The sequence below is a fragment of the Xanthomonas sp. WCS2018Noco2-27 genome (assembly GCF_031843525.1).
Taxonomy (GTDB): Bacteria; Pseudomonadota; Gammaproteobacteria; order Xanthomonadales; family Xanthomonadaceae; genus Xanthomonas.
In genome coordinates this window covers 1-21031 of record NZ_JAVTIK010000002.1, presented here as the reverse complement: position 1 = coordinate 21031, position 21031 = coordinate 1, and the positions used below count along the sequence as shown (strand labels likewise).

The following is a 21031-nucleotide window of genomic DNA, read 5'->3' as shown; positions in this document are numbered from 1 at the left end:
ATGACACAGTCGCTCGCGTTGGATGGCCCGTACTCAAGCGTCGCCGCTTTCTGCGAGCGCTTTGGCTTGCGCGTCCCGATCCTGCTCAGCCCCATGGCCGGCGCTTGCCCGGTGCCGCTGTCGGTCGCTGTCGCCAATGCGGGTGGTATGGGCGCGATGGGGGCGGTGTTGTCGCAGCCGCAGGACATCGTTGCGTGGATGGCTGCATTTGGTGAAGCGAGTGCCGGGCCTGCGCAGGTCAATCTGTGGATTCCCGATCCGGCGCCTGTGCGCGATGCAGAGGCAGAAGTGCGGCTGCGCGGGTTTCTTGCGCAGTGGGGCCCGCCGGTGGCCGAGACCGCAGGCGATGCCACGCCAGCCGACTTCGATGCGCAGTTCGGGGCCTTGCTCGACGCGCGCCCGGCGGTGGCGTCTTCGATCATGGGGGTGTTCCGACCCGACCAGGTCGCGCGGCTGAAGGCGGCCGGCATCGCCTGGTTCGCCTGCGCCACCACCCTGGAGGAAGCACGTGCGGCGCAGGCTGCAGGTGCCGACGCGGTGGTTGCGCAAGGTGCTGAGGCCGGCGGCCATCGCGGCGCGTTCGATGCCAGTCAGGCAGCGCAGCAGATGACCGGGTTGTTTGCGTTGCTGCCGCGGCTTGTCGATAAGCTGGAGATTCCGGTCATCGCTGCTGGTGGTATCGCCGATGCGCGCGGCATTGCCGCGGCGCTGACGCTGGGCGCCAGCGCGGTGCAGATCGGCACCGGGCTGCTGCGCACGCCCGAAGCCGCACTGCCCAGCGCCTGGGCCGATGCGCTTGCGGCCGCCGAGCCGGAACACACCCAGCCAACCCGCGCGTTTTCCGGGCGTCTGGGGCGGGCCTTGCTCACGCCTTATGTGCGTGCGGCTGCGGCGGCGGATGCAGTGCCGCCGGCGCCGTATCCGGTGCAGCGCGGCTTGACCGCAGCGATGCGCCAGGCGGCAGCGCGCGACAACCGTCTGGCGTCGATGCAGGCCTGGGCGGGCCAATCGGCGTGGATGGCGCCAGTGCAGCCGGCCGGTGAGCTGGTCACGCAGTGGTGGGAGCAGTTGCAGGCACTGCTATGACGCTGATCTTCTGCAACGGCGCGCCGGCGAGCGCGCAACAGCTCGGTGCTGCGGCGCTGATCAACTACGGCCACTTCACCACGCTGCAGGTGCGCAACGGAGCAGCGCTGGGGTTGGATCTGCATCTGCAGCGCCTGCAAGAGGGCAGCCGCGCGCTGTTTGGGCAGGAGCTGGAAGCAGACCAGCTGCGTGCGCAGTTGCACGCTGCGCTGGTGGCATCGGCCATGGCCGATGCCAGTCTGCGCGTCACCGTGTTCGCGCCCGACTACGATTTCCGCAACCCGTTGCGCGAGGTCGCACTGGATGTACTGGTCGCCATCTCGCCGCCGGCGGACATGCCCGAGACCGGGCTGCGTGTGCAGGTCACCGATTACGTACGCGAGCGGCCGGAACTCAAGCATGTCGGCACGTTCCCGCTGTTGCATCTGCGCCGGCTGGCCATGCAGGCCGACCATGACGATGTCGTGCTGCAGGACCGTCAGGGCAGGGTGCTGGAGGGGGCGTTCTGGAATCTGGGGCTGTGGGAACGCGGCGGGTTGGTCTGGCCGCAAGGGGCGTCGCTGTTGGGCACCCGGCAGCAGTTGCTGCAGTCCGGCCTGAAAACGCTGGGCGTCACGCAGGTCAGTCGCCCGGTGGAGCTCAGCGAGCTGGACCGCTTCGATGGCGCATTCGCCTGCAACGCGCGTGGCCAGCAGGCCATCGTGGCGCTGGGGCCGGCGCGTTGGGGGCCGCATGCCGCACAGCTGCCGCTGCTGGAGCGGGCCCTGCAAACCCATGCCTGGCAAGCGATCTGAGCGATCTGGTGTGCCGGCGCCGGCTGACTTGGCTTCGCCGCCGGAGCCCGCTATAATCGCCGGCTTACCGCGCCACTCTGGCGACTGGGCAACTCAGGAAAACAACACCATGGTCAAGATTCGACTGACCCGCGGCGGCGCCAAGAAGCGTCCGTTCTACCACATCATCGTGACCGACGTGCGCAGCGCGCGCGACGGCCGCAACATCGAGCGTCTGGGTTACTACAACCCGGTTGCACAGGGCGCAGAACCGCGCATCGTGCTGGACGTTGCACGCGTCGACCATTGGGTCGGCCAGGGCGCGCAGCTGACCGATAAGGTGCGTAACCTGTATCGCGAAGCATCCAAGTCTCAGGCCGCTGCGGCCTGATCTTGAGGGCCGGGCGTCGCTGCCTGGCCCAGAGTTGACGCAGATGAAGCCGACCGAGCGCCGCATCCTGTTAGGCAGGGTTGTCGGCGCTTTTGGTGTCAAGGGCGAGCTAAAGCTCGAATCCTGGACCGAGCCGCGCAGTGCGATCTTTCGGTATCAGCCGTGGATCGTGCGCACGCCATCGGGACAGGAAACGGTTGTGAGCGGCGTACGCGGGCGCGATCAGGGCAAGAACCTGATTGCGGTGTTCCCGGACGTGACCGACCGCGATACGGTCGAGGCCATGCACGGGACCGAAATTTATGTCTCCCGCAGCGTCTTGCCGCCACCAAAGCCCGACGAGTACTACTGGGTGGATCTGGAAGAATTGCAGGTGGAAACCGTCGAGGGCGTCAAGCTCGGGACGGTGTCGCATCTGTTTTCCACCGGGTCCAACGACGTGGTCGTCGTGCGCGGCGATCGCGAGCGGCTGATCCCGTTCGTGCTGCCGGAGTTCGTCAAATCGGTGGACTTCGAGGCCAATTTGATCGTGGTCGACTGGGATCCGGATTTCTGATCGAAGCGGTGCCTCGGCTTCGCTCTTGCTCTACCCATTCCCCAATCCCGATTCCCGATTCTTAAGTGCGCATCGACGTCATCAGCCTGTTCCCGGAGTTCATCGCGCAATGCGCGGCGTTCGGTGTGGTCGGGCGGGCGCAGGAGCGTGGTCTGCTGGAGCTACAGGGCTGGAATCCGCGCGACCATGCGCAGGGCAATTACCGCCGGGTGGACGACCGCCCGTTCGGTGGCGGGCCCGGCATGGTGATGTTGATCGAGCCGTTGCGGGCCTGTCTGGATGCGGTGCAAGCCTCCGATGCACGGCCGGCACCGGTGATCTACCTCAGCCCGCAAGGGCGGCCGCTCACCCAGCCGCTCGCACGCGAGCTGGCGCAGTTGCCGCGCATGATCTTGTTGTGCGGGCGCTACGAGGGTGTGGACGAGCGCTTCCTGGCGCAGGCAGTGGATCTGGAAATCTCCATCGGCGACTACGTGTTGTCCGGTGGCGAGTTGGGCGCTGCAGTCCTTGTGGACGTGGTGACGCGGTTGCAGGACGGTGTGTTGAACGACGCCGAATCTGCCGCGCAGGACAGTTTCGAAGGCCCGCAAGGCCTGCTGGATTGCCCGCACTATAGCCATCCATCGACCCATGCCTGGGGCGATGTGCCGGACGTGTTGCGCTCCGGTAACCACGGCGCCATCGCGCGCTGGCGCCGGCAGCAGTCTCTGGGCCGGACCTGGCTGCGACGCCCGGACCTGTTGGACGAGGCTGGGTTGGACAAGAACGATCGCCGTCTGTTGGACGAGTTTCGCCGCGAACTCGCCCCAGGCGACGATAAACCCGGTAACGAGAAATAAGGGCTCACCCCTAGCTCTTGCAAGATTGATTGGGGTACAATATGCGGCTTGCTGGTCAGCCTTGCGTCTGGCCCTCTTTACGAACCTCGAGCAATCGCCGTGCGGCGACTGCCGGTCCAATATCACCAGACACGCGGTGCCCATCATGAGCAAACTCAACAAGACCATCCTGGCTGACTTCGAAGCCGCCCAGATTCAGCGCAAGCTGCCGGAATTCAACCAGGGCGACACCGTTGTGGTGAACGTCAAGGTGAAGGAAGGCAACCGCGAGCGCGTGCAGGCCTATGAGGGCGTCGTGATCGGTACCAAGAATGCCGGCCTGAACTCCGCCTTCACCGTGCGCAAGATCTCGCACGGCTTCGGCGTCGAGCGCGTGTTCCAGACCCACAGCGCCATCATCGACTCGGTCGAAGTGAAGCGCCGCGGTAAGGTCCGCGCCGGCAAGCTGTACTACCTGCGTGGTCTGGAAGGCAAGGCTGCCCGCATCAAGGAAGATCTGGCCGCCGCTGCACAGGCCAAGGTCGCTCGCCAGGCTGCTGCCAAGGCCGCCGAGTAAGCCACACTGGCAGGTCTTTAAGATCTGCCTTTGCCAAACGGCCGCCTTCGGGCGGCCGTTTGCGTTTGTGGAATGGAATTTGTGGAATGAGAAATGTCGACCACGCTCAGGGCGTGCGTTTTTTATGATGCGCTCAATGGGCGATGCGCTGATGCTGATGCCATCGCAGTGGCGGATTACGCGCCAAGCAGATCGCTAGCCGTCATCGACGCAGATGGATCGACGCAGATGGAAGGCACTCGCTGCATCCGGTCCCTGGAGTGGATGCACGTCAGTAAACACTCGCATGTCGATCCACTCCACGCGTCTGGGACATAGGGGCCGCGCGATGGATGCAGCAACCCCCGGACCTGCTCACTCACTGCGCTGTAAAACCGCTGCACTGTTTTAGGCACGGCCAAGTGCAGCGCAGATGCTGCTTGGTCGTCAGGATGTCAGGCGTTGCTGGATGCCGACGGATGACGACATCCGGCGGACAGCATGAAGCCGCTTGGATTTATCACGTGTCAGTCGTTGGGTCTGCGCGACACCTTGAAACCAATCAACGCATCTGCGCATCTGCATTGATCGCACGGCTTGGCTGCGCTTGGCCTGCACGTTCCGCTTGGCGTGCACGTTCAGTGCGATCGTGTCTGCGTCTGCTCGGCGGTGGGTGCGGTATCGGCGACCGGCGAAGCGGGGTGTGCGGGTACTTCAGCCGGGGCGGCCAGTGCTGACGGATGCGTCGGTGTGGTCAGCATGCGCGCCTTGCGCCAGCCGCCCCAGCGGTAATACGCCAGCGATAACAGCATCGAGCAGGTCGAGCTGATCGGAAAGCTCCACCACACCGCATCAGCCCCAAGATGCGGCAGCAACACGTTGGCTAACGGCACGCGTACGCCCCATAGCGAAAACGCCAGGATCAATAGCGGCGGGATCACTGCCCCGGTGGAGCGCACCACGCCCGACACCACAAAGCTGACACCGAACAACAGGAACGACCAGATCGCGATGTGGTTGAGATGCCGCGCAATCTCCAACGTGGCGCTGCCTGCGGGCAGAAACAGGGCAAGGGTCCAGCGATCGAATCCGATCAACAGCGCAATCAGCAGGCCGGTCATCAGGAAGTTGGCGGCGATGCCGGTGCGTGCGACGGCATCCACGCGCGACCACAGGCCGGCCCCCACATTCTGGGCGGCCATCGACGAACAGGCGGCGCCGACGGCCATTGCCGGCATTTGCACGTAATTCCATAGCTGCAGCCCGGCACCGAACGCGGCCGCGGTGTCGGTGCCGAAGCCATTGACCAGCGACAGCATTGCGATCATCGCCAGCGAGATCATCACCATCTGCAGGCCCATCGGCACGCCTTTGACGATGAGCGCGCGCAGGATGGCAGGGTCGATGCGGAACAGATGCAGGTCGCGCCGTCCCAGCCACAACACGTGGCGTTTCTTGCGCAGATAGAGCAGCAGGCCGGCCAGTGCGACGACCTGCGCGATCAGCGTGGCCCAGGCCGCACCGGCAATGCCCAGCGCAGGAAATGGGCCGATGCCAAACAGCAGCAACGGGTTGAACACGATATCCAGCAGCACCGACAACAATAGAAACCGGAATGGCGTGCGCGCATCGCCGGTACCGCGCAAGGCCGCCGACAGGAAGGCGAACAGATACAGCGTTGGCATCGCCAGGAAGATCACCCGCAAATAGTCTTCGGCCAGCGTCTGCGAGGCGGCCGGCGTGCCCATGGCGGTGAGCAGGTGCGGCGCCAGATACCAGCCGAGCACGGCAATCACCGCCGACAGCCCGCCGAAGAAACTCGCGCTGGTGCCCATCACCTTGCGTGCCTGCGCGATGTCGCGCGCGCCCATGGCCTGACCGATCAGGATGGTGGAGGCCATGCCGATGCCGAACACCGAACCGATCAGGAAGAACATGATGCTGTTGGCGTTGGCTGCTGCAGTCAGCGCTTCTTCGCCGAGATAGCGGCCGATCCAGATCGCATTGACCGAGCCGTTGAGCGACTGGGCGATGTTGCCGGCCATGATCGGCAGGGCGAACAACAGCAGGTTCTTGCCGATCGGGCCTTCGGTCAGGACAGCGGATTTGGGCATCGCAGGCGTATCGTCGCGCAGAAGCTGCGCACACTAGCATTGCGCGGGTGAGATCCGATGCAGTGCCATTTGGTTTGCGCTGCAGATGTCGGGTTGGGACACGCTCCATGTTCGATACCAGCGGTGACCGTCTTTGCAAGATGTTGCGCTTGCTGTTCGGGATGCGCTGCAGAGCAGGGGCGTGTCCCTCATCCGGCGCTGCGCGCCACCTTCTCCCGCAGGCGGGAGAAGGCCGGGGTTTGCGAGCGTTTGATGGATCGGTGTTGCACACGCACAACAGGTCCCTTCCCCCGCCTGCGGGGGAAGGTGCCCGCAGGGCGGATGGGGGAGCCGACCATCGACCTGGCAATCGATCACCATCGCAGGGCTGACGGTCCAGCTTGAGTTCCCGAATGGCTGCCCAAACATTGCTTACCTGATAGAACGAGACAGCAAGACGCATGAATCTGGAGCTGGAACAGGGCAAGACGGTCCGGCTGGATGTGTGGCTGTGGGCCGCGCGCTTTTTCAAGACGCGTAGCCTGGCCAAGACGGCGGTGGAGACCGGCAAGGTGGATGTTGCCGGTCAGCGACCCAAGCCGTCGCGCACGCTGCGCAGCGGCGAGCAATTGCGCATCGACCGTGGTGGCGAAATCTTCGAGGTCACGGTCGCTGCACTCAGCGACGTGCGCGGCCCCGCGCCGGTTGCGCAGGCGCTGTATGTGGAGGGCGATGCCTCACGCGAGGCGCGTTCGCAATGGCGGCTGCAGCGCGCTGCCGAGCGCACCGGTTACCGCGCGCCGGAAGGAAAACCAGACAAGCGTGCCCGCCGGTTGATCAACGCGTTGGGCGATATCGACGCGTTGTAAAAAATCAGTGGATGCGGGACGCATGCGGTGCACATATCCGACCATGACAGACCATTGCTGTGGCTATTAGGGCGTGCGATTCAGCTGAAAACCTGCGCTCCGGTCGAAGGAAACTCGCTGTTGTTCGGGATGATGGCGATGCTGAGCAGCAACGCATCTGATCAACAGCATCACGGCAGTCGAAACGCATGGCACTGCGGCTGCAGTGCCGCAAAACAAAACGCCCCGGATATCCGGGGCGTTTGCGTTACTGCTGCGGCTTGGAGCGGCTGACAAATCATAGCGAGCAGTCGTCAGGTCGCTGTGGACAGCGCACTCGGAACCATCATGGATTGTCCATGCCGGTTCCGAGCACCGACAGTGCTTGCCTCGCGGCGAACACAGTCGGTGTGTTGGCTGCGCTTAGGCCAGATCGAACCGATCCAACTGCATCACCTTGGTCCAGGCAGCGACGAAGTCGTGCACGAACTTCTCCTGTGCATCGGCGCTGGCGTAGACCTCGGCCACCGCACGCAGGATGGAGTTGGAGCCGAACACCAGATCCACGCGTGTGCCGGTCCATTTGTGTTCGCCGCTGCTGCGGTCGCGGCCTTCGTACAGCCCCTTCGCGTCCGAGGTCGCTTTCCATTCGGTGCGCATGTCGAGCAGGTTGGCGAAGAAGTCGTTGCTCAGTACGCCGGGGCGGGTGGTGAACACACCATTCTTCGCGTCGCCTGCGTTGGCGCCGAGCACGCGCAGGCCGCCGACCAGCACGGTCAACTCCGGTGCGCTCAGGGTCAACAGCTGTGCCTTGTCGATCAGCATCGCTTCGGCGGGCACCGCGTAGCGGCGCTTGGCGAAGTTGCGGAAGCCATCGGCCACCGGCTCGAGGACGGCGAACGATTCGACATCGGTCTGTTCCTGCGATGCATCGGTGCGGCCCGGCGCGAACGGCACGGTGACGCTGTGGCCTGCGGCGTGCGCTGCATGTTCCACCGCCGCGTTACCGGCAAGCACGATCAGGTCGGCCAGCGAAAGCTTCTTGCCACCCGATTGCGCGGCATTGAAGTCGGCCTGGATGCGCTCCAGCGTGCCGAGCACCTTGGCCAGCTGTTCGGGTTGATTGGCCTGCCAGTCCTTTTGCGGTGCCAGGCGGATGCGTGCACCGTTGGCGCCGCCGCGCTTGTCCGAGCCGCGGAAGGTGGACGCCGAGGCCCAGGCGGTGGTGACCAGCTGCGCCACGCTCAGGCCGGAAGCGTGGATGGTCTGCTTCAGCGCAGCGGCATCCTGCGCATCGACCAGGGCATGATCGACCGCCGGCACCGGGTCCTGCCACAGCAGTTCTTCGGCCGGTACGTCCGGGCCCAGGTAGCGGGCACGCGGACCCATGTCGCGGTGGGTGAGCTTGAACCAGGCGCGTGCAAACGCATCGGCGAACTGGTCCGGGTGTGCGTGGAAGCGGCGCGAGATCGCCTCATACGCCGGGTCAAAGCGCAGCGCAAGATCGGTGGTCAGCATGGTGGGGCGATGCTTTTTCGCCGCGTCGTGCGCATCGGGAATGATGGCGTCGGCGTTCTTGGCTACCCACTGGTGCGCACCGGCCGGGCTCTTGCTCAGTTCCCACTCGAACTTGAACAGATGATCGAAGAAGTCGTTGCTCCACTGCGCGGGCGTAGTGGTCCAGGTGACTTCCAGGCCGCTGGTGATGGTGTCGGCGCCCTTGCCGCTGCCGTAGCGGTTGTGCCAGCCCAGGCCCTGGCTTTCCAGCTCGCCGGCTTCCGGCTCGGCACCGACGTTATCGGCCGGGCCGGCACCGTGGGTCTTGCCGAAGGTGTGGCCGCCGGCGATCAGCGCCACGGTCTCTTCGTCGTTCATCGCCATGCGCGCGAAGGTGTCGCGGATGTCGTGTGCGGCGGCAACCGGGTCGGGCTTGCCGTCCGGGCCTTCCGGGTTGACGTAGATCAGGCCCATCTGCACGGCGGCCAGCGGATTTTCCAGATCGCGGGTGTGCTTGACTTGGCTGTCGTCGTCCTTGACCAGCACGCCGTGCGCTTCGTCCACGCCCGGCGAGCCGTGCGCATAGCGGTCGTCGCCACCCAGCCACTTGGTTTCGCGACCCCAGTACAGGTCCTGATCCGGCTCCCAGGTGTCTTCGCGGCCAGCGGCAAAGCCGAAGGTCTTGAAGCCCATCGATTCGAGCGCGACGTTGCCGGTGAGGATCATCAGGTCGGCCCAGGAAATGGCCTGGCCGTACTTCTGCTTGATCGGCCACAGCAGGCGGCGCGCCTTGTCCAGGCTCACGTTGTCCGGCCAGCTGTTGAGCGGTGCGAAGCGCTGCTGGCCGCGACCGCCGCCGCCGCGACCGTCGCCGATGCGGTAAGTGCCGGCGCTATGCCAGGCCATGCGCACGAACAGCGGGCCGTAATGGCCGAAGTCGGCCGGCCACCAGTCCTGCGAGTCGGTCATCAGCGCACGCAGTTCCTGCTTGAGCGCGGGCAGGTCGATGCGCTTGAACGCCTCGGCGTAACTAAAGGTCTGGCCCAGCGGGTTGGACTTGGTCGAATGCTGGCTGAGCAGATCCACGCGCAATTGCTGCGGCCACCAATCGCGATTGGTGGTTCCGGCGCCGACGACGGCGTGGTTGATCGGGCACTTTGCTTCGGTGGTCATGGCAATACCTATGTGCGTGAGCACTTGGGGAGCTGCGTGCCGATGCGCGACACGTGCTGGTGGAATCGAGGTGGAGCAGTGCGTGAGGCGTGGTTATCGATGACGAAAACAATGCGGCGACCGCTCCACGACGGCTGCCGGCCCTGCCGATGCTAGCGGCTGTCTGGCGTCGCACGTGCGATCTGGCTGACGGGAGAGAAAATAGACAGGCGGATGCTTCAGGCGGACTCATCATGGCGGTGTTGGCACACGATAAAGAGCATCGATCATTTGGTGAATTCGAATTATTCAACCATATCGATAGCGTCGCACTATGGATAGCACGGCGGTGCCCACTCGGTGCATCGCCCCGTGGTCAGCGTTTGCCGAACAGGCTGCCGCCCAACTTCATGACATCGCCCAGACCCAACTGGCCGTCGCCGTCCTGATCCAGCACGCTGGTCAGCAAACCGCCGGCACCGCCAGTGCTGCGGACCTGCTGATGTTCCTGCGCCAGGGCGGGGCCGAGCTGAGTGCTGGTTGCCGCACCGCCACCAAGAAACCGTTTGGCCAGGTACGCCATCACGATGGGGGCGAGCAGCTGCAGCAGTTGTCCGGCCTTGCTGGGTTCAAGCCCGGTGGCCTGGCCCAGGCCGGCCGCCGCCTGCGGTGCCTTGTCGCCGAACAGATGGCTCACGATGCCGGCACCGTTGGCTTGCTGCCCGCTAGCCGAGCCGCCCAGCAACGCACCGAACAGGCTGCCGATGTCCGGGCTGGCGGCGTGATCGCGCTGCAAGGCGCCCAGCAAGGCATCGGTGCCGCCGGCTTGCTGGCTGTTGCGTCCCAGCGCGCCCATCAACAGCGGTAGCGCGGTCTGCACCGCCGATTGGGCCTGCTCGGGCGCAATGCCCAGGCGGCTGGCGAGTTGTTGTAACTGCGGGCCTTGCAATTGCGCGGCCAGCTGATCGGTCAGCGAGGCAGAGGTGGTCATGCGTCGGATTCCCTGTTGGACAAAGCGTTGCGGCAGGGTGCGCCTGTCGCAGCGTCAGAGCAATCCACCTGCGGACCGGCGCACGCGAAGCGTGATCCAAGGCGGCTGCCGGCGATCAGTGCCAAGTGGCGAAGCGAACGCATCTGGTCATGAGAGCAATGGGGTGTTTGCACACCGTGCGTTGAAAAAAAACCACCCAACTGCGCTCTACCCAATCCCTAATCCCGACTCCCCAATCCCCGCCCTCACAGCAATGCCTTCAACCGATACAGCGCTTCCAGCGCCTGCTTGGGGGTGAGCTCGTCCGGGTCCAGCGCCTGCAGTGCGTCCTGCGCCGCGGAGGAGGGTGCTGTGAATAGCCCGAACTGTTGCGGGGCATCCAGGGCGGCGGGCGCCATGTGTGCGCTATGACTTTCGCCGCCGCGTTGCTCCAGCTCGGCCAGGCGCCGCCGCGCCTGCATCACTGCCGCCTTGGGCAAACCGGCCAGTGCGGCCACCTGCAGACCGAAGCTGCGATTGGCCGGGCCGTCCTTGACCGCATGCATGAACACCAGACGCTCGCCGTGTTCCACCGCATCCAGATGCACGTTCGCAATGCCGCTGGCGCCGCCTGCATGCGATTCGTCGGCCAGCGCGGTGAGCTCGAAGTAATGCGTGGCAAACAGCGTGTAGCAACGATTGGTGTGCGCCAGATGGCGCGCCACCGCATCGGCCAAGGCAAGACCGTCGTAGGTGGACGTGCCCCGGCCGATCTCGTCCATCAACACCAGCGAGTGCGGCGTGGCGTGATGCAGGATGTAGCTGGTTTCGGCCATTTCCACCATGAAGGTGGATTGCCCGCGCGCCAGGTCGTCGCCAGCGCCGATACGGGTGAGGATGCGATCGATCGGCCCGATCACCGCGCGGCTGGCCGGCACGAAGCTGCCGATATGCGCCAACAACACGATCAACGCGTTCTGTCGCATATAGGTCGATTTACCGCCCATGTTCGGGCCGGTGATGACCAGCATGCGGCGGTCGGTGTGCAGGTCCAGATCGTTGGGTTCGAACGGTTGGTCGCGCACCGCTTCCACCACCGGGTGGCGGCCGCGTTCGATGCGCAGGCACGGCGCGCTGTCCAGTTCGGGCTGCGCCCAGTCCAGCGCCTGCGCGCGCTCGGCGAAGGCGGCCAGCACATCCAGCTCGCTCAGTGCGTTGGCGCAGCGCTTGAGGCCTTCCAGCTCGCTACCCAGCGCATCGAGCAACCCCTCGTACAACAGCTTTTCGCGCGACAGCGAGCGTTCGCGTGCCGACAGAACCTTGTCTTCGAAGCTCTTGAGTTCTTCGGTGATGTAGCGCTCGGCATTGGTCAGGGTCTGACGGCGGCTGTAATGCAGCGGCGCCTTGTCGGCCTGTCCCTTGCCGATCTCGATGTAATACCCGTGCACGCGGTTGTAGCCGACCTTGAGCGTGGCGATGCCGCTGCTGGCGCGTTCACGTTGTTCCAGGTCGATCAAAAATTGATCGGCATTGGTGGACAGCCGTCGCAACTCATCCAGATCGGCGTCGTAGCCGGTGGCGATGACGCCGCCATCGCTGAGCTTGAGCGGCGGTTGTTCGGCTACCGCGCCGATCAGCAAATGTGCGGTGGCGTCGTGCTCGCCCAGTTCGGCGAACAAGGTCTGCAGGCGCGGCGAATCCAGCGGCGCCAGGATGGTGCGTACCTTCGGCAACAACGCCAGGCCGTCGCGCAGGGTGGAAAAATCGCGTGGGCGTGCCGAGCGCAATGCCACGCGCGTAAGAATGCGTTCCAGATCGCCAAGCGCGCGGAAGGCCTCGCGCACGTCGGCATCGGCGCCGGAATCGATCAGGCTGCCGACCGCGTGGTGACGTTGCATCAGCACATCGCGCAAGCGCAACGGACGATGCAGCCAGCGTCGCAGCAACCGGCCGCCCATCGGCGTGACCGTGCTATCGAGTACACCGAGCAAGGTATTGCGGGTATCGCCATCGACGCGCGTGTCCAGCTCCAGATGCCGGCGCGTGGCAGCGTTCATCGAGATCGCTTCGCTGGCCACTTCCATGGCGATGGAAGTCAGATGCGGCAGGCGCTGCTTCTGGGTTTCTTCCACATAGCCGAGCAGCGCGCCGGCGGCAGCGGTGGCGCACGGCTTGTCGTCGATGCCGAAGCCGGACAGGTCGTGCAGCTTGAAGAACGCCAGCAGTTGCCGGCGCCCGCTGTCTGCATCGAACAACCACGGCGGCCGGCGACGTACGCCGATGCGCCCGCGCAAAAATTCCGGCCAGTTGTCTTCGTCGGGCACCAGCAGTTCGGCCGGCTCCAGGCGCGCGATCTCCGCTTCCAGCGCATCGACGCTGTCTACTTCATTGACCAAAAAACGCCCGCCGGCCAGATCGGCCCAGGCCAGGCCATAGCCTTGCTTGCTGCGCGAGATCGCCATCAACAAGGTGTCGCGTCGCTCGTCCAGCAGCGCCTCGTCGGTGACCGTGCCCGGCGTGACGATGCGCACCACCTTGCGCTCGACCAGACCCTTGGCCAGCGCCGGGTCGCCGATCTGCTCGCAGATCGCCACCGACTCGCCCAAGGCCACCAGCCGCGCCAGATAGCCTTCGTAGGCATGCACCGGCACGCCGGCCATCGGAATCGGCGCGCCACCGGAGCTGCCGCGCTGGGTCAGCGTGATATCGAGCAGTCGCGCCGCCTTGCGCGCATCGTCATAGAACAGCTCGTAGAAGTCGCCCATGCGGAAAAACAGCAGCAGATCGGGGTAGTCCGACTTGGCGGCGAAGAATTGCTTCATCAGCGGGGTGTGCTCGGGAGTCCCGCTGCTGGGCTTGGATTTGTCTTTGGTGTCAGTGCTTTGCAAGAAACGTCTTCCGAAATCTGGGCGCGGTGAGGGGCGGGCAGGCGATGGCGTGCAGGGCGTGCAGCAGTGGCCTGCGGTGCGCCGCGTGCGGCGGCTGCGGTGGTCGGGTCGACCGGGGGAAGACAAGTTTAAGCCGAGCGGGCCGGAACCGCGATCCAGGGTGCAGCGCTGGACGCATGGGCAGACGCACAAGCGGAGCGCTGCCGATGGGGTCAGAACGGCGGGTTGGGTGCCCAGGCTCCGTGTTGGACATCCGCTGCAAATCGGGCCAGCGCCGCTTGCGATGATCGTGCGGGGTGTCGGGGCCAGGCGTAGTCGATTCTTGTGCGGAGGTCGTCTGGTGAAGTAGCCATGCATCCGCTTCCAGGGTGTCATCTCAGTGACAGCCCACGCCTCTTTATAGCTGCTGCGAAATCTGGGACAGATAATGGTTCCGCTTAAGTAACCATGTGGTGATTATGCTGGAATGAGATCTGTCTCGAGAAATTGATGTAAATCTCGAAGTTTCTGCAGGTACCTCCGATGATCTTCGGAAGATCTGCAGAGGACCACTTTGTGATGCATGTCTCGATGGATCTGCGTGCTCACCTGCAACTCTCGTGAAAAGTTGAATTTTTCCATCGGTAGCGATCTACGGCGCCCTCGGAAAAACTCGCGATCGATTGCAAATGCCTTCGAAAAATCGTTGAGGTATTACTAAAAATCTCCCGCTATAAGTGTTAAGTTCCATCTCGTTGTGGATGAGAACGCTTGCAGTCAGTCGGCTCTTCGCCAGCATCGCTGGTGGATGGGCTGCAAGGGGTAACTGCGTCCGACAGCTGCAGTCGCTATATAAAGCTGTGCGCAAGCGTGGCTGCGTGTTGTCGCTGGCTAGAAAATATGTATTGAAGACCTTTCATTTAATTGAAAGTCGAATTTCTATGGGCGGAATATGGGAGTGCGGTATGTTGAGTAAACTTCATCATGTAGGTTATCGCTGCCGGGATGCGGCAGAAACAGTGGGTTTCTATGCCGATACCCTGGGTTTGAAGTTTGCGGCGGCATTGATTGACCACGTTCCTTCCAGTGGTCTGAAGGCCACCAACAATAATGTCTTCTTTGAAATGGAAGACGGCAGCTATATCTGTTTCTTCGAGGTGCTTGGCAGTGCGCTGCCGCTGGTGCCGGTCGAGGAGGACTGGGCGCAGCATCTTGCCCTTGAAGTACGCGACAGCGAGCGGGCCGACGCACTCTGCGCCCGCTTGCGCGACAGCGGCGTCGAGGTGGAGGGGCCGGTGATCCACGACGTGGCCGGAGATGGACGGCATGCCGAATTGGCCACGTCGTGGTACTTCCGCGACCCGAATGGGCATCGCCTGGAGCTGATCGTCAAGCCGGAGGTGGCGCAAACGGCCATCTGGGACGATCTGGAGAAGATGGCTTACGCCAATCTCGCCGCGTGGACGCAACTGAAAAGGGAGCATTTGCTTGGATGATGCTGGCCGGTTGAGTGTAGAGCCCGACCTGGCATCGCAGCAGCAAAAAGGCGCGCGGACGGTCACGGCGAACTACTGGGACTACATCAAGGTCGAGCAGCTGCTGGCCCTGCAGGGAGGACTTGACGACGATGAGTCGGCGGTCAGCAACGACGAGGCCTTGTTCATCAGCGTGCACCAAGTCCACGAGCTGTGGTTCAAGCTGGTGCTGCGCGAGTTGACCTTGACCCGTGACCTGCTCAATGCACCGGACGTGGCCGGGCATCAGGTGGTTGCCGGGGTGCGTTCGCTCCGTCGTGCAATCACGGTATTCGAGCAGGCGAATCAGCATTTTCGACTGATGGAGACGATGACAGCGCGCGACTTTCTGGAGTTTCGCGAGCGGTTGACGCCAGCGAGCGGGTTTCAATCGGCGCAACTGCGCGAGATCGAGATCCTGTTGGGTCTTGAAGATGCACAACGTATTTCCATCGGCGCGGGCTCCTATCGCGATGCGCTCAAACTGCCGGATGGCAGTCCCTCGACTGCTGCGCAACGTGTCGAAGCACGCGCCAAGGCCGGCCCATCCCTCAAGCAGTCTTTGTATGCATGGCTGGCTCGGCTACCGATCGATGGCGCCACGACGCCGACAGCGAAGGAGCGCTTCGCACGTCGCTACATCCAGGCGATGCGCGCCGACAGCGAGCGTCGCTGGCGTCTGGCCGCCGAGCGTGGCAGCAGCATAGAAGAGCTGCAGCGGCTGCGTGCGCGGCATGCGGCGGAAGACGAGAGCGCCCAGGCATTCCTGCTGGCAGACGAGCACGCGCAGCTCGACGCGCCCGCCCACGACGCACACCGTGCGGTACGTGCGGCCTTGGTGTTTGTCGAAAGTCATCGTGAGTTGCCGCAGCTTGCGTGGCCGCGCGAACTGCTGGAAAGCGTGGTCGAGCTGGAACAGGCGATGTTGATCTGGCGGCAGCGGCATGCGCGCATGGTGGAGCGCTTCATCGGCCGTCGCGTTGGTACGGGCGGTTCCGCCGGTGTGGACTACCTGGATCAAACCGCGCTGCGCTACCGAATTTTTGCCGAACTGTGGACGGCGCGCTCGTTGTTGCTGCGCACTTCCAGCGTGCCTGTGCTCGAGAACCCGGACGGGTATGGATTCGCGATGGAGGGCGGCCGATGATGCCGGGGTTTGTTGTCGCCACCCGTTTGCCGTTTGCGTACGACCTGTCGCCATGCCTGATCAATGCGGACGCAGGGTGTGCGCCATGACCGATACGTCGCAGGTGCTGGTGGTCGGCGGCAGCATCGCCGGCTTGATGAGCGCACTGGCGTTTGCCAGACACGGCTACCAGGTGACCGTGCTTGAACGCGACGGGGTCGTGGGTGGGTCATCGCTGGCGGGCGATGCCCATCTGCCCACGCCGCGCTGGTGGCGCAAAGGCGTGCCGCACGCGCGTCATACGCATGCGCTGGCCGCGCTGGGGCGACAGGTGCTGCGCGAACGCGCGCCGGATATCTGGCAGGCGTTGCTGGATGCCGGTGCGGTCGAGATGCCGTTCGGCGCAACGCTTGCGCCAGGTGTCGCTGTGCCTCGCAACGACGATCCGGAGTTGTTCGGTCTGTCGACGCGCCGCTCGTTGATCGAGGACGTCGTTCGTGCGGTGGTGCTGGCAGAGCCGAACATCACGCTGCACGCCGCGACCAGCGTTCATGGCTTGCTGGTTCGCACCGACGACAGTCCACTGGTGGAAGGGGTGTGCAGCTCGCGCGGTGAGCTACGCGCGGCGCTGACCATCGATGCGCTGGGTCGTGGCTCTGCGTTCGGCAAATGGTTGCGACAGGCCGGTGTGCAGACGCCCGATACCTTGGTGGACAACTGCGGGCTCGCATATTTCACGCGGTGGTATCGCTGCCGACAGCGGCCGAATGTGCAACTCACTGCGGGTTTTTCGGTGGGTGGCTATGCCGCGTCCAGCGGCTGCATCGTGTGTCCCGCCGATAACGGTTATGTCTCCATCACGCTGATGGCACCGCATGGCGATAACGCGTGGAACGGCATGGTTGAGCCAGCGGTGTTCACTGCAGCCGCATGCGCACACGCCGGTATCGCGCCCTGGCTCGACGCTGCCGTCTGCGAGCCGGTATCGGATGTGCTGCGCTGGCCAGTGTGCGAAAACCGCTATCGGTCCGCGGTGGCGAGCGGCATGCCGACCGTGGCTGGCACCATCGCGGTCGGCGATGCGTTGTGCACCACCAATCCAACCTATACGCGCGGCATGTCGCTGGCGATGCGCCACGCATATGCCGTCGCCGATCTTGCCCATCGCGAAGGACTGGATGACCCGCTGCGGTTTGCCATCGATGCCGACGCGCTTGCACAGCGTCTTGTGCGGCCCTGGTACGTCGATAGCGTGGCGCAAGACCACACACGCAGCGCGCTGTGGGCCGGCGAACCGCCCGCATTTCAGCACCCGGATGCGATCGGTTTGCCGCACATCGCTGCCGCTGCGCGCAATGATGCAGTGGTCTGGCATGCATTGGCGCGGCGCACGGGAATGCTTGAAGACCCGTCTGCAATTTTTAATCGGCACGACGTCGTAACGCGGGTGCGCAGTCTTGCCGCGACACCTCCAGTGCCACCGCCGGCCGCACCTTCGCGAGAGGCACTGCTGCAGCTGATCGCTCAGCACCGCGTCGCGGCCGAGCCCACCCTTGTTTCCTGATCTGCTGTTGCCGAGAGGACGTGTCTGATGCAATCACCGTGGGAATCCGACGCACCGGCTGTGCGGATGAAGCAGCGTTTTTCGCTCGATCCAGGCGTCGCCTGTCTCAATCACGGGATGCTGGGAGCATGCCCCAACGCTGTACTGGAACGCCAGACGGCGTTTCGTGCGCAGATCGAGCGGCTGCCGTCTGTGTTTATCCTGCGCGATCTACCGCGCTTATTAGATGCCTCGCGTGAGGCGCTGGCTGGGGTCATCGGCGCCGATCCAGTCGACCTGGTGTTGCTGCCCAACGTGACCACCGCATTGAGCGCGGTGCTGCGCTCGCGTTCTTTTACGCGCGACGACGAGATTCTGACTACCAACCATGCGTATTTGTCTGCACGCAATCTGCTCGACTTTGTCTCCGGCATCACCGGGGCCCGCGTGGTGGTTGCGCAGGTTGGCGTGCCGGTGTCGGACCCGCAGCGTGTCGTGCAGGCCGTGCTGGAACGAGTCACCCCGCGCACGCGGCTTGCCGTGTTGGATCACGTCACCAGCCCGACCGGGATCGTATTTCCCATCGAAGCCCTGGTCGCGGCGCTGGCCGAACGTGGCATCGATACATTGGTCGATGGTGCGCATGCACCAGGCATGTTGCCGTTGGATGTGCAGGCGATCGGAGCGGCGTATTACGCGGGCGATTGCCATAAATGGCTGTGCAGCCCGCGCGGCGCGGGATTTTTGCATGTGCGTCGCGATCGTCAGGCGGGCGTGCATCCGCCGGTGATCAGTCGCGGTTATGGCGACAACAGCAGCGCTCGCCCGCGGCTGCATCTGGAATTCGATTGGCTGGGTACCTCCGACCCGACGCCGCTGCTGTGCATTCCCGAAGCGATCGTTTTCCTGCAGAACGTGCTGCCTGGCGGCATGCCTGCATTATTCGCACATCACCATGCGTTGGCGCTGCGCTGTGCGCACTACTTGACTGCGCGATTGCCGCTGAAACGCCTGGCCACCGACGAACACCTGGGGAGTATGGTGGCGTTCGCGCTGCCGCCCCGCATCTGCGCGGCGTATCCAGATGCGGCTGCGCTGCAGGACTGGCTGTACGACACCCATGCCATCGATGTGGCAGTGAACGCCTGGCCAGACAACGCGAGCTACGTGCTGCGTGTTTCCATGCAGGTCTATGCCGCGATGGAGGATGTGGTTCGACTGAGCGATGCGTTGCAAGGCGCCTTTGCTGCGCTGGACGAACGAGATGCGCTGATGCAGGCCGTCACTGCGGGAGTTGCGCGATGAATGCAATCGAGATCGATCGTCAACATGTGCTGATTACCGGTGGTGCAGGAGGTATCGGCGTCGAGCTGGTGCACGTTTTTGCGCAGGCCGGTTACAGGGTGAGCTTTACCTACCGCCCGGGGGAGGAGAGCCGGCAACGGGCGCAGGCGCTGCTCGATGAGGTCGGCGATCAGTACGTGCACGCATTGGAGCTGGATGTGGGCGACCAGCAGAGCCACGCGCAACTGATGCAGGCACTGTCTCTGCCGCTGGACATCGTGATCCATAACGCTGGCGTCGGCACCAAGACCGTTGAACGTGCCGCGGCCAGCTACAAGGAACAGGACGAGGTATTTTTCCGGGTCAATACGCTGGGGCCGCTGTGGCTCAGCGAGGATGTGATCCCGAGCATGCTGGCGCGCGGACACGGCAAGATCGTGTTCATGAGTTCGGTGGACGGCGGAATCACGCACTTTCCGCGCTTTCGCGCTGCCGATGGCATGAGCAAGGCGGCAGTGGCGTTTCTAGGGCGGCAACTTGCGGCCACGTACGCCTGCACAGGCATCGATGTCTTCACTGTCTGTCCTGGCGCCACCGACACGCCGATGTTTCAAGCCAGTACCTTGAATGCCTTGTCGGCCGAACAACGCCAGGCGCTTGAAGCATCGCTGCCCGGCGGGCGGTTGATCGCGCCGCGAGAGATTGCCGACCTGTGCTTTTACCTGTGCCGCGATGAGGCACGCATTCTGCGCGGCGCAGTGATCGATGCTTCGCTTGGGCTGGGCGTGTGCCCGGCCGTCATGGGATAAGGGAGTCTTACGCATGCCTGTGCCGTCTAACAGTTTTTGGGAGCAATGGCTCACTGCGCATCGTGCCAAGCCCGATGCCTGCGTCACCTATTCGTTGTCGCCTTCGCCGCCATTGCAGCGCTATCTGTCGCAGCTGGATCCTGCGCAGTCGCTGGATTGGACCGGCGAGGACTATCAAGGCTTGCCACTGCTGCGCGAACGGGTGCTGGCGCAGTATGGGTATGCCAGCACATGCGGGTTGCAGGATGTGCTGATCACCGCCGGCGCGCAGGAGGCGAACTACTTGGTGTTGACGCAGTTGCTCGCTGCCGGCGATGAGTTCGTCATCGATGCACCGGGGTGGCAGCAACCGCTGGTGCTGGCACAGCAAATCGGTGCGGTGCCCAAGTTGGTGACGCGTTCGGAGGCCTCCAACTGGGCATTGGATATCGACCAGCTCGAAGCGTTGGTCACGCCCAAGACCAAGCTCATCTTCCTGTGCAATCCCAACAATCCGACTGGACGCGTGGAGAACCTGGCGACGCTGCAGCGCATTGTGGCTGCGGCAGAACGCGTGGGGGCCTACATCCTTTCCGACGAGGTCTATCGCGGCCTGGAGTGGGATAGGCAAGAGACGCCACGCATCGCAACCCTTTACGACCGCGGAGTGAGTACCGGCAGCGTGTCGAAGCTGCTCGGCCTGCAGGGCTTGCGTACCGGCTGGATGGTGACGCGCGACCAAGCCTTGCTCAATGCGGCGATGGTGTTGCGCGAAAACACCAGCGAGATCATGAACGTGCTGGGGGAGCGCATTGCCGAGGTCGCGTTGCGACCGGAGCATTTCGATGCGACGGTCGAGCACTCGCGTGCAATGGGGCGCGCGCGGATCGATCTACTGGATCGCTTTGTCGCCGAGCAGCCGGCACTGACATGGCAGCGGCCGCAGGCAGGCCTGCTCGGTCTTGCGCACCTCGACTTGCCGATCGACGCCGATGCCTTCAGTCGCCGGTTGCTTGCGCCGCCGTTCAAGACGTTTGTGATGTCCGGTGGTGCGTATGCATGCCCGCAGCACCTGCGGTTGGGGGCGGGCGGGGTGTCGCCTGCGGAACTGGAGCTGGGTCTGGCGCGGATGGCGCAGTTGCTGGCCGAGTGGAGCTGATCGCTGTCTC

At 64.1% G+C, this 21031-nt stretch carries 17 protein-coding genes and 1 other RNA gene; 13 read left to right on the top strand and 5 right to left on the bottom strand.

Annotated features, from left to right (window positions below; genetic code table 11):
* The 6 genes from RQH86_RS05150 to rplS all read left to right on the top strand — a co-directional run bounded on the left by RQH86_RS05150 (position 1) and on the right by rplS (position 4201).
* Positions 1 to 1086 (top strand): nitronate monooxygenase, encoded by a 1086-nt coding sequence (locus tag RQH86_RS05150; protein ID WP_311240424.1) that lies wholly within the window; start codon positions 1 to 3, stop codon positions 1084 to 1086.
* On the top strand, positions 1083 to 1880 hold the full coding sequence (locus tag RQH86_RS05145) for an aminotransferase class IV family protein (RefSeq protein WP_311240423.1): 798 nt from the start codon (positions 1083 to 1085) through the stop codon (positions 1878 to 1880). Before RQH86_RS05150 ends, RQH86_RS05145 begins: the two co-directional genes overlap by 4 nt.
* 109 nt (positions 1881 to 1989) lie before the next feature.
* The gene (gene rpsP / locus RQH86_RS05140) at positions 1990 to 2250 is read left to right on the top strand and encodes a 30S ribosomal protein S16 (RefSeq protein WP_005989876.1); all 261 of its coding nucleotides are present in this window, start codon (positions 1990 to 1992) and stop codon (positions 2248 to 2250) included.
* A gap of 43 nt (positions 2251 to 2293) precedes the next feature.
* A complete protein-coding gene (rimM, locus tag RQH86_RS05135) occupies positions 2294 to 2806 on the top strand; it encodes a ribosome maturation factor RimM (RefSeq protein WP_115512231.1) in 513 nt (170 codons plus the stop codon).
* 65 nt (positions 2807 to 2871) lie between these two features.
* Complete coding sequence (gene trmD / locus RQH86_RS05130) at positions 2872 to 3645, top strand: tRNA (guanosine(37)-N1)-methyltransferase TrmD (protein ID WP_311240422.1); 774 nt, start codon at positions 2872 to 2874, stop codon at positions 3643 to 3645.
* A 145-nt stretch (positions 3646 to 3790) separates the two neighbouring features.
* Complete coding sequence (gene rplS, locus RQH86_RS05125) at positions 3791 to 4201, top strand: 50S ribosomal protein L19 (protein ID WP_311240421.1); 411 nt, start codon at positions 3791 to 3793, stop codon at positions 4199 to 4201.
* Between the two features lie 617 nt (positions 4202 to 4818).
* Here rplS and RQH86_RS05120 read toward each other — a convergent pair.
* Positions 4819 to 6294 (bottom strand): MATE family efflux transporter, encoded by a 1476-nt coding sequence (locus tag RQH86_RS05120; RefSeq protein ID WP_311240420.1) that lies wholly within the window; start codon positions 6292 to 6294, stop codon positions 4819 to 4821.
* A 440-nt stretch (positions 6295 to 6734) separates the two neighbouring features.
* On the opposite strand from RQH86_RS05120, the gene RQH86_RS05115 reads away from it, so the two are divergent.
* The gene (locus tag RQH86_RS05115; RefSeq protein ID WP_055845428.1) at positions 6735 to 7142 is read left to right on the top strand and encodes an RNA-binding S4 domain-containing protein; all 408 of its coding nucleotides are present in this window, start codon (positions 6735 to 6737) and stop codon (positions 7140 to 7142) included.
* Between the two features lie 267 nt (positions 7143 to 7409).
* Here RQH86_RS05115 and RQH86_RS05110 read toward each other — a convergent pair.
* From RQH86_RS05110 to mutS, 4 genes are all read right to left on the bottom strand, one after another.
* Positions 7410 to 7482, bottom strand: a non-coding RNA gene (locus RQH86_RS05110) — sX9 sRNA.
* 62 nt (positions 7483 to 7544) lie between these two features.
* The gene (gene katG / locus RQH86_RS05105) at positions 7545 to 9791 is read right to left on the bottom strand and encodes a catalase/peroxidase HPI (protein ID WP_311240419.1); all 2247 of its coding nucleotides are present in this window, start codon (positions 9789 to 9791) and stop codon (positions 7545 to 7547) included.
* A gap of 355 nt (positions 9792 to 10146) precedes the next feature.
* On the bottom strand, positions 10147 to 10761 hold the full coding sequence (locus RQH86_RS05100) for a DUF937 domain-containing protein (protein ID WP_311240418.1): 615 nt from the start codon (positions 10759 to 10761) through the stop codon (positions 10147 to 10149).
* 245 nt (positions 10762 to 11006) lie between these two features.
* Entirely contained in the window at positions 11007 to 13628 is a 2622-nt protein-coding gene (gene mutS, locus RQH86_RS05095) for a DNA mismatch repair protein MutS (protein WP_311240417.1), read from the bottom strand.
* A 944-nt stretch (positions 13629 to 14572) separates the two neighbouring features.
* Here mutS and RQH86_RS05090 point away from each other — a divergent pair.
* The 6 genes from RQH86_RS05090 (at position 14573) to RQH86_RS05065 (ending at position 21021) form a co-directional block, all read left to right on the top strand.
* Entirely contained in the window at positions 14573 to 15103 is a 531-nt protein-coding gene (locus tag RQH86_RS05090; RefSeq protein WP_055845418.1) for a VOC family protein, read from the top strand.
* On the top strand, positions 15096 to 16268 hold the full coding sequence (locus RQH86_RS05085) for a tryptophan 2,3-dioxygenase family protein (protein ID WP_311260580.1): 1173 nt from the start codon (positions 15096 to 15098) through the stop codon (positions 16266 to 16268). Before RQH86_RS05090 ends, RQH86_RS05085 begins: the two co-directional genes overlap by 8 nt.
* Positions 16269 to 16353: 85 nt before the next feature.
* Positions 16354 to 17811, top strand: coding sequence for an FAD-dependent oxidoreductase (locus RQH86_RS05080; RefSeq protein ID WP_311240415.1), 1458 nt, complete (start codon positions 16354 to 16356; stop codon positions 17809 to 17811).
* 27 nt (positions 17812 to 17838) lie between these two features.
* On the top strand, positions 17839 to 19095 hold the full coding sequence (locus RQH86_RS05075; RefSeq protein WP_311240414.1) for an aminotransferase class V-fold PLP-dependent enzyme: 1257 nt from the start codon (positions 17839 to 17841) through the stop codon (positions 19093 to 19095).
* Positions 19092 to 19883, top strand: coding sequence for an SDR family oxidoreductase (locus RQH86_RS05070; RefSeq protein ID WP_311240413.1), 792 nt, complete (start codon positions 19092 to 19094; stop codon positions 19881 to 19883). The genes RQH86_RS05075 and RQH86_RS05070 overlap by 4 nt, the downstream gene beginning before the upstream one ends.
* Positions 19884 to 19896: 13 nt before the next feature.
* Positions 19897 to 21021 (top strand): pyridoxal phosphate-dependent aminotransferase, encoded by a 1125-nt coding sequence (locus tag RQH86_RS05065; RefSeq protein WP_311240412.1) that lies wholly within the window; start codon positions 19897 to 19899, stop codon positions 21019 to 21021.
* Positions 21022 to 21031 lie beyond the last annotated feature (10 nt).

Coding starts and splice junctions, on each gene's coding strand:
- RQH86_RS05150 (WP_311240424.1), top strand. CDS start 1: ATGACACAGTCGCTCGCGTTGGATGGCCCGTACTCAAGCGTCGCCGCT.
- RQH86_RS05145 (WP_311240423.1), top strand. CDS start 1,083: ATGACGCTGATCTTCTGCAACGGCGCGCCGGCGAGCGCGCAACAGCTC.
- rpsP (WP_005989876.1), top strand. CDS start 1,990: ATGGTCAAGATTCGACTGACCCGCGGCGGCGCCAAGAAGCGTCCGTTC.
- rimM (WP_115512231.1), top strand. CDS start 2,294: ATGAAGCCGACCGAGCGCCGCATCCTGTTAGGCAGGGTTGTCGGCGCT.
- rplS (WP_311240421.1), top strand. CDS start 3,791: ATGAGCAAACTCAACAAGACCATCCTGGCTGACTTCGAAGCCGCCCAG.
- RQH86_RS05120 (WP_311240420.1), bottom strand. CDS start 6,294: ATGCCCAAATCCGCTGTCCTGACCGAAGGCCCGATCGGCAAGAACCTG.
- RQH86_RS05115 (WP_055845428.1), top strand. CDS start 6,735: ATGAATCTGGAGCTGGAACAGGGCAAGACGGTCCGGCTGGATGTGTGG.
- katG (WP_311240419.1), bottom strand. CDS start 9,791: ATGACCACCGAAGCAAAGTGCCCGATCAACCACGCCGTCGTCGGCGCC.
- RQH86_RS05100 (WP_311240418.1), bottom strand. CDS start 10,761: ATGACCACCTCTGCCTCGCTGACCGATCAGCTGGCCGCGCAATTGCAA.
- RQH86_RS05090 (WP_055845418.1), top strand. CDS start 14,573: ATGTTGAGTAAACTTCATCATGTAGGTTATCGCTGCCGGGATGCGGCA.
- RQH86_RS05080 (WP_311240415.1), top strand. CDS start 16,354: ATGACCGATACGTCGCAGGTGCTGGTGGTCGGCGGCAGCATCGCCGGC.
- RQH86_RS05075 (WP_311240414.1), top strand. CDS start 17,839: ATGCAATCACCGTGGGAATCCGACGCACCGGCTGTGCGGATGAAGCAG.
- RQH86_RS05070 (WP_311240413.1), top strand. CDS start 19,092: ATGAATGCAATCGAGATCGATCGTCAACATGTGCTGATTACCGGTGGT.
- RQH86_RS05065 (WP_311240412.1), top strand. CDS start 19,897: ATGCCTGTGCCGTCTAACAGTTTTTGGGAGCAATGGCTCACTGCGCAT.